We start from the raw sequence: 7,185 nt of genomic DNA, 5'->3' as shown, positions 1-7,185 counted from the left end.
CGAAGCCGCCCCCGCCGCGGGCGCGTCACTCGGCGGCGATCATCGCCGGCTCGTCGGCGTCCAATTCGCCGTCATCCGCCTGTTCGTCCTCATCGTCGGCGAGGAAAGCCGGCAGCGCGTCGTCGCCGTCGGTCTCGCTCGCGTCCGACGCGGTCGTGGCGTCGGGATCGGCAGGGCGCAGTGGCTCCGGCAGCCAGCCGGTATCCGCGAGCAGACGCTCGGCCTCCTTGGCCATATCGGGCTTCTTGAGGTGGTCGATGAGTTGCGCCTTCTCTTCGCCGAGCGCTTCCCGCACGGCTTCGACGATCCGGCTCTTGGTGACGCGGCCGAGATAGTTCGCCACGGTCGGGCGCCATCCAGCCTCGACCATGTCGAGGCCCGTGGCGCGTGCCAGCCGATCGGCGTCGCGCATCCGCCGGTCGAGCCCGTGCTGCGAGACGCCGTTGCCGCTATAGGGATTCGGACGCTCGTAGAGAGCGTTGATCCCATAGCTGACGCAATGCGCGAGCAACGCGAGGCGGCTCGCATCGTCAAGCCCCGCGATCCAGTCCCACAGCCGATTGTCGTCCTCGAGCGGCATGTCGGCCTTCCACGCTTCCACACGGGCCTGGATGGCCTTGGCGGAAGCGCTGTCCTTCAGGTCGGTGGCCTGAACGGGGAAGTGGATCTCCCGAACGGCTGCCTCGACGGCGCAGCCATGCGCGTTGCGCTTGAAGGCGTCGAGCACCAGCTTGTGCAGGAGCGCCGTGAGAGCGACGTGCGGGTGGTTGGCGACTGATTCCCGCAGAGCCAGGGTGCGATGGGCGGTGAGCTCGATGACCAGGCGCTCGGGCAGCGGCTTGACGCCATCATCGTCCTCATCGTCGTCGCCTTCCGGGTCTTGTCCGCCGATGGTGATGACAGCGCGCTGAACGGACGGTGCTGCGGAAGCACCAGTCCTGCCGTCCTCTCCATCGATCTCGGCGTCGCCGCCGTCGACGGCAACAGGCGCCTCGTCCTCGGGCCGCACATAGCCACGGTCGACCACGATGTCGCCGTCGCGATCGACGCTGACGAAGACCCCGGCGCGAGCGATCTCGGCGGGATCGTAGACGACCGGGCGCTTCTCGAAGGCGTCGAGAGCTTCCTCGATCTCGCCCAGGCGCTGATCGATCTCGTCCGGCAGCTCGTCGGCGCCGTCATACTCCGCCTCGAGCCGATCGTATTCCGCGCGCAGCGTCTCGCGTTCGGCCCGTTCTTCGTCGGTGAGATCGACGAAAGAGCCGGTGATCTGACGCAAGCCGTGGTCGTAGCCATACGGCAGGTCGAGGTCGATCTTCACCCACTTCCAGCCTTCGCTGGCGATCTCCTCGGCCACGGTCTTGAGTCGTTCGCCGACCAGGCGGTGAAGCAGCGCCGGGTCCTGGAGCCAGCCGCCGTTATCGTCCTCGAACAGGTCGCGCAGCACTGCGCCGCCGGCCGCGACATATGCGTCGACGCCGACAAAGCGCGCGCGCTTGTCGGAGGCCGGAATCGTGGTCTCGGTCAGCAACTGGCGGATATGGAAGGGTTGCCGGTTGTATGAATGCTGGACGGCTTCCCACACCTGCTCCTGACGCTCATGATCGGGGTTGACAGTGAAGGCCATTAACATGTCGAGCGTCATGCTCTCCTGAGCATAAGCGTCGCGCAGGACAGGCGAGACCGCGTTGAGACGCAGCCGCTGCTTCACGAGCTGGACGGTCGTGAGGTAGGCCGCGGCGACCTCGTCCTCGGTCATGCCCTTGTCGAGCATGTCTTGGAACGCCCGGAACTGATCGAGCGGATGAAGTCCGGCGCGCAGTAGGTTCTCGGCGAGGGAGTCGTCCTCGGCGAGGATCTTGGTGTCGGACTTCCGAACGATGCAGGGGACGAGCCCGTCCTTCGGAAAGCGCTTGGCCTTCCCCAGGCGCTCGATCGCGCGATAGCGGCGCCCGCCCGCCGGCACCTCGAACGTGCCGGTCTCGTTGCCGTCTTCGTCGAGGACGGCGCGGACATTGAGGCCCTGGACGAGGTCCTCGCGTCGGCCGATGTCGTGGACCAGCTCGTCGAGCTCGGCTTCCGGCCGGGTGCGCCGGACGTTGGCCTCCGAGAGCACGAGCTTGTTGAAGGGAATGTCGCGCGAGCGCGAGAAGACGATCTTCTTGGCAGCCTTTGCCATGTCGGGATACTCCGCGACGGGCGCCGAGAGCCTCTCTCTCGGCTTCCAACCCGTCACGAAGCGAAGCGCCGCCCTCTACCTCTGAGGACGGCGCCGCCAGCAGATGATCCGGTTTTCCGCAGAGGCGGAGATACGCAAGTGTGCGTTTCCGGCTTTACGGATTTCAGGATGGGCGTCACGCGCCACTACGTTGAGGCGAAGCCGCTCGGTAAAGAATGCGCTCGGCCGCTCGGATGCTTCCCGCTTGGCGCGCAGCTTCCGCCCAGACCGAGATCGGAAAGTCGCCAGTGAAGAGAATGTCACGCTCGATTCCCATGCCGAACGGCAGGAGGATCGAGGCCATTTCCTCGAGCGAGAAGGTGCCTAGCTCAGGCGAGCCGAGATCAGCGAGGCCGAAGAGCGTGTCCCCGTCCGCGTCCAGCTCGGTCGCGAGCCAGACGCCTTCGCCCAGCGGGTTGAAGAACTTGACCACGGGCACGTGGTCGGCCCCGCGATCACGCCCATTGGCAAGCAGACGCTCGCGCAGGTCATCGGTCAGGAGGATCATGCTGCCCTCCTGTCATTCGCAGGTTCGCTGGCCGTTGCGGCCCCGGGGAGAAACGCAAGCAGCCAGTCGGCCGCCTTGCTGGCCTGCGACGCAGCACGCACGATCGCGCGATTGTCTTCGTGCAGCACCTCCAGCCACGAGCCGATGTAATCGGCATGGCGCACGGTCGGGACGATGCCGATGGAGGCGCAGCAGAACGCTGCGTTCATTTCGGCGACCAGCTCTTCGAAGGCATACTTCTTCGAGCCGAAGGAGCCCGACAGGTCACGGCCGAGACGGGAGGCATGGCCCGTCGCATGGCCGAGTTCATGCAGCGCGGTGCGATGCCAATTGATCGTCTCGAAATACGCCTGCGGTGGGGGCACCTGCACATAGTCGGCCGCCGGCATGTAGAAGGCACGATTACCGCCAATGCGGAAGTCGATGCCGGTAGCCTTGATCAATGCCTCGACCCGCGGCTCGATCAGGCCGGGCTCCGGCGCGGGCAGCGCGACGGCCAGTTCCTCGGGCAGATCCTCGCACTGCGCGACGTTGAACACGGTGAAGCGCTTGAGGAACGGAATCGCCTGCGCCTCCTCACCGGTCTCCTGCGCGCGCTTCTTCTCGTCGTCGGGAACGAAGCGATCGGCGTAGACGACCGTGGTGCCACGCTCGTCCTTGCGGACATGGCCGCCGAGCGACAGTGCTTGGCGAAAGGTCAGCCAGCTCTGGAGGGGAAAGCCGTGCTCGATGACCGCGCCCCACAGGATCAGCACATTGATCCCCGAATACTGCCGGCCGGTCGCGGCGTTCGTTGGCATGGCAAGCGGCGCCTTTGCGGCCGCCGTTCCCCAGGGCTGGACCCAGGGCACACGCCCAACCTCCAACTCGGCGACGATCTTGTTGGTGATGTCGTCGTAGAGACTCGCGCGGTCCGCACGGGCGCGAGCATGATGATGATGTCTGGACATCGCGGTTCTCCGCGACGGGCGCCGGAGGCCTCTCCTCCAGCCCTCAACCCGTCACGGAAAACCCGATCCGCACTCTCACTCTAAGGGGGCGTTGCGGGGTCTCCCCGCAGAAGGGGTCGGCCGAGACATTGGCTCGGCCGCAGGGGAAGGCCTTCCCGTATTTGAGAAAGTACGAATTGTCGTAGTTGAGCTACGATAACGGCAACAAGTCAAAGCGACTGCAGCCGGTTGCCGCTGCCACAATGGAACGCCACTACGCGCTTCCGATAATGTGTCGATCTGCGCCAAGGGGGATCACCCATCCGCCGGCGCGATCGGCACGCGCGAATTCATCGTGCCTGGTGGTTGCGGCTAGCCGGTCGCGCACGGTCTTGGCCTCGCCCTCGATCGCCGCATCGATGAGATCCCGCTCTATGCCGACGAAGGCCGGGCGCAGGTTGAGCCGGGCAAGCACATCCTGATCGGCGGGATTCGCGGTTGCGTCGGTCAGCGGTCCCGCCCGGGTGACGATTCCGCCAACAAGCCCGTCAATGGCGCTGGCGCCGTCCACTTCCCGTACTGGCGCAGCATTCAGGAGCGCTCTGGCGCTCGCGACATCACGCTGAAGCCCGTGCTCAGAGCGTTCGCGGGTCAGTCGCCGAAGCGCATCGGCGAGCTCGGCATGGCCGAGCGGAGCGACCAGGTTTGCGATGTGGTGACGAAGCAGCCCGATGAAGACGGCGTCCTTGTCCTCCGCATCGATCGGCTCGCCTTCGTCGACCGGGTCACGGACTGACAGGTACGCTTGCGCTGGTCCATTTGTCGCAGCGCCCCAGCGCGTCGCGATCGCGACGCGCTTGATCGTCACCTTCCGTCCCCTAGCCGTCACGTCGATGCGTTGGGCCTGCGCCCATCCCCTGGCGAGCGCTTTGTCGGGACCACCCGGGTCATGACAGCCATTGGCCTCGGCCACGGTCAGGGAGGTGAGATCGGCGGCGCAGGCCACCCAGTCCGGCAGATCGCCACGGGAGCGGCGGACGATGTCGATGCGGCGTCGCCCATCGAGGAGCAGCGATCGGTTCGTGAGGTGCGCAAAGATGGAGAGGTTGAGGTAGCGCTCGAGATAGGCGCGCGCCACGAAGCGTCCGAACAGGCCCGACAGCGCGACCTTCACCTCGCGCGCTTGTCCCAAAGGCTCCTTGAAGATGAAGGGCGTGCCCGGACCGGTCGCGGCGAGCAGGGCATCAAGAATGGACCAGGCACCATAGGCGGCGCCGGGGGTCTGAAGCACCTCGCGGATGCCGGCATCCTCGATCTCGGAAACCTCCAGATCGACGGTCGGGCCAGCAACGGGGCTCGCAGATGTGGGATCGAAGCTATGGATGAAGGTCCGCGTCACAGCGCCAGCGCCTGCTTGAGATCGTCGTGCTCGAAGGCGCTGGCCATGCGGGTGATCTCGGAGGGCCGGGCGCCGGCCTCTTTCGCGGTCTCCCGCCATGTCGCCGTCACGGCCGCAACTTCCTTGATGATGGCGCGTGCCGCCGCGAGGCCGAGACCGAAGTACTCCGAGGCCGCCTCGAGGAGATCGATCGAGCAGGTGCCTTCGTCTAGATCGATGTTCGTCGTCAGCACCCGGGCCTTGAGGTCGGTAGGGACGGGGTTGAGGTCATAGACGGGGGAGAGTGACCAGCCCGCCTTGCCAAGCCATAGGAAGCCATGGTTGCGCAGGTGATCATCCACATTCGAGATCAGCACGTTGAAGGCGACGCGACGGTACAGCGCCTGCGCGTCGGTCTTCGCTTGCGCCCCGTGCCGCGTCAACGCATCGACGATTTCGGGATAGCTACCGCGCTCGCCATCCTTCGATCCCGTCATCGCCATGGCAGAGAGGAACGGGATGCGAATGGCAGCGTCCCTATCGAAGCGCCGAGACAGGAGCACCGCCTTTCCGCCAACGCGCAGCAATTCGTGGGAGGGCGTGGTGATGCCGGCGCGCGCCGCCAGGCGCAAGGCGATCTCCTCCCAGGTCTCCAAGCTGTAGTCGTCGGTTTCCTTGGGGAACTTCGCGATGGAGAGGCGGCCGTGCTGATCGATGACCGACGCCTTGGGGCGTGAACCTCCAAGCGACGATCCGGGTGCGAAGATGAGCTGGAGATCCTCGTCCGTCTCCTCGTCGCGAAGAACGCGCTCCGTCACGGCGAGGAGACGCCCGAGCTCGATCAGGGCGGGCACGCCCGCGCGAAGCGGCGCCTGAAACACTTCATCGCCTGCCCAGCGGAATCGTAGCGCGCCAAGACGGGTCTCATCAGCGACGCCGAGAAGGTAATCGCTTTCGGTGAGGGTTCGGACCGCGCGGCCTTCGCGCTCGGCGAGGCGCCGCTCGGCGCGCTGCATGAGACGGCGCCCCCAGGTGTCGGGGGCCGAATCGCCGATGGACCCGAAGATGGCTTGTCCGGCCGGCGGCGCAAAGCCGCCGCGGGTCAACGCGAGGGCAGGCTCGATCGAGAAGCGTTCCGGATCGGCGAGCCATTCCGGCGCGTATTCGAACACGACGGTCTCGTTGCCCCGCACCTTGTTACTGTGGGCCAGTCCGACCGGACGGGTACGGCCTTCGAGATCGATAAGGACTTCGATGTCAGCCATGATCGGTCGACCCCGGGGCGCGCTTGAGACGGACGCGCTTCGGCAGCTCCGCGCTGGCCAAGGCCTGGCCGACGCTGTCGCGGGCGATATCGGCGATCTCGCCGAGGCCATCGAGCAGGCCGAGCGCCTGCAGGACGGCAGCGTAGATGCCGATGCTGACATTGGCGTCGCCCGCTTCAACCCTCTGGAGGGTCGAGCGGGACGTGAACGCGCGTTCGGCCACGACCGCCATGGGCAGCCGCCGCCGCCGACGGGCGTCGTGGATGTCCGCGCCCAGCTTCCGTAGGACGCGCCGCACAGCGGCGGGAGGGTGATGAGGTGTCGGCATTGTGCTCTTCGTGCGTCTAAGACACCCATTATGTAGCACGAAGATTACAATTTATCTACCATCTAGGGGCGGGTCTGGCTCATAGGAGCCCGTCCACTTGAAGTGGCCGGGTATTGGCCGTACATTAGGTCAGGAGAAAAGCCATGCCCAATGCAGCATCCAGATCAACCAGAGGGCGCGCCCGAGCAGAACGCTTGGAGGCTCGTGTAACCTCGGAACAGAAGAGTCTAATCGAGCGTGCCGCCGCCCTCCAAGGGCGGACTGTGACAGACTTCGTGCTGACCAGCGTGCAGGACGCGGCCCGCCGCGCTATCGAGGAACACAACCAGCTCGCTCTCTCCGTCCGCGACAGCGAGGCCTTCGTTGACGCGCTGCTGAACCCGAAGCCAGTCAATGATCGTCTGCGCGACACGGTGCGCCGCTATCGTGAGCGGGCCGGCGTTTGACAAGTGCCTGCTGGAAGAGACGAAAAGCTCCGCGTCGAGCCGCTGGCATCGAGCCATGACCGATCAAGGTTCGAGAGCGGCGTAGAGCCGCTGGACCGATATTTCCGGACACA

Annotated in this window: 7 protein-coding genes; 1 reads left to right on the top strand and 6 read right to left on the bottom strand. The window is 65.8% G+C overall.

The genetic code is table 11. The annotated features are described in order from the left end of the window. Positions 1–25 precede the first annotated feature (25 nt). From BGN91_RS06750 to BGN91_RS06725, 6 genes are all read right to left on the bottom strand, one after another. Positions 26–2,179 carry a ParB N-terminal domain-containing protein gene (locus BGN91_RS06750; protein ID WP_292611668.1) on the bottom strand — a complete coding sequence of 718 codons (2,154 nt, stop codon included), beginning with the start codon at positions 2,177–2,179 and terminating at the stop codon, positions 26–28. Between the two features lie 175 nt (positions 2,180–2,354). Next, entirely contained in the window at positions 2,355–2,726 is a 372-nt protein-coding gene (locus tag BGN91_RS06745) for a DUF2958 domain-containing protein (protein ID WP_292611666.1), read from the bottom strand. After that, on the bottom strand, positions 2,723–3,676 hold the full coding sequence (locus tag BGN91_RS06740; protein ID WP_292611664.1) for a zincin-like metallopeptidase domain-containing protein: 954 nt from the start codon (positions 3,674–3,676) through the stop codon (positions 2,723–2,725). Before BGN91_RS06740 ends, BGN91_RS06745 begins: the two co-directional genes overlap by 4 nt. 253 nt (positions 3,677–3,929) lie before the next feature. After that, positions 3,930–5,054 (bottom strand): hypothetical protein, encoded by a 1,125-nt coding sequence (locus BGN91_RS06735; protein ID WP_292611662.1) that lies wholly within the window; start codon positions 5,052–5,054, stop codon positions 3,930–3,932. After that, on the bottom strand, positions 5,051–6,298 hold the full coding sequence (locus BGN91_RS06730) for a type II toxin-antitoxin system HipA family toxin (protein WP_292611660.1): 1,248 nt from the start codon (positions 6,296–6,298) through the stop codon (positions 5,051–5,053). The genes BGN91_RS06735 and BGN91_RS06730 overlap by 4 nt, the downstream gene beginning before the upstream one ends. Next, positions 6,291–6,626, bottom strand: coding sequence for a helix-turn-helix transcriptional regulator (locus tag BGN91_RS06725; protein ID WP_292611658.1), 336 nt, complete (start codon positions 6,624–6,626; stop codon positions 6,291–6,293). Before BGN91_RS06725 ends, BGN91_RS06730 begins: the two co-directional genes overlap by 8 nt. A 143-nt stretch (positions 6,627–6,769) precedes the next feature. Here BGN91_RS06725 and BGN91_RS06720 point away from each other — a divergent pair, with 143 nt between their 5' ends. Then, a complete protein-coding gene (locus BGN91_RS06720) occupies positions 6,770–7,072 on the top strand; it encodes a DUF1778 domain-containing protein (RefSeq protein WP_183858114.1) in 303 nt (100 codons plus the stop codon). Positions 7,073–7,185 lie beyond the last annotated feature (113 nt).

It is taken from the genome of Nitrobacter sp. 62-13 (assembly GCF_001896955.1).
Classification (GTDB): Bacteria; Pseudomonadota; Alphaproteobacteria; order Rhizobiales; family Xanthobacteraceae; genus Nitrobacter.
Note: the sequence above shows the minus strand (reverse complement) of the source record. Positions and strands in the feature narration are given on the sequence as shown.

Coding starts and splice junctions, on each gene's coding strand:
- BGN91_RS06750 (WP_292611668.1), bottom strand. CDS start 2,179: ATGGCAAAGGCTGCCAAGAAGATCGTCTTCTCGCGCTCGCGCGACATT.
- BGN91_RS06740 (WP_292611664.1), bottom strand. CDS start 3,676: ATGTCCAGACATCATCATCATGCTCGCGCCCGTGCGGACCGCGCGAGT.
- BGN91_RS06725 (WP_292611658.1), bottom strand. CDS start 6,626: ATGCCGACACCTCATCACCCTCCCGCCGCTGTGCGGCGCGTCCTACGG.
- BGN91_RS06745 (WP_292611666.1), bottom strand. CDS start 2,726: ATGATCCTCCTGACCGATGACCTGCGCGAGCGTCTGCTTGCCAATGGG.
- BGN91_RS06730 (WP_292611660.1), bottom strand. CDS start 6,298: ATGGCTGACATCGAAGTCCTTATCGATCTCGAAGGCCGTACCCGTCCG.
- BGN91_RS06720 (WP_183858114.1), top strand. CDS start 6,770: ATGCCCAATGCAGCATCCAGATCAACCAGAGGGCGCGCCCGAGCAGAA.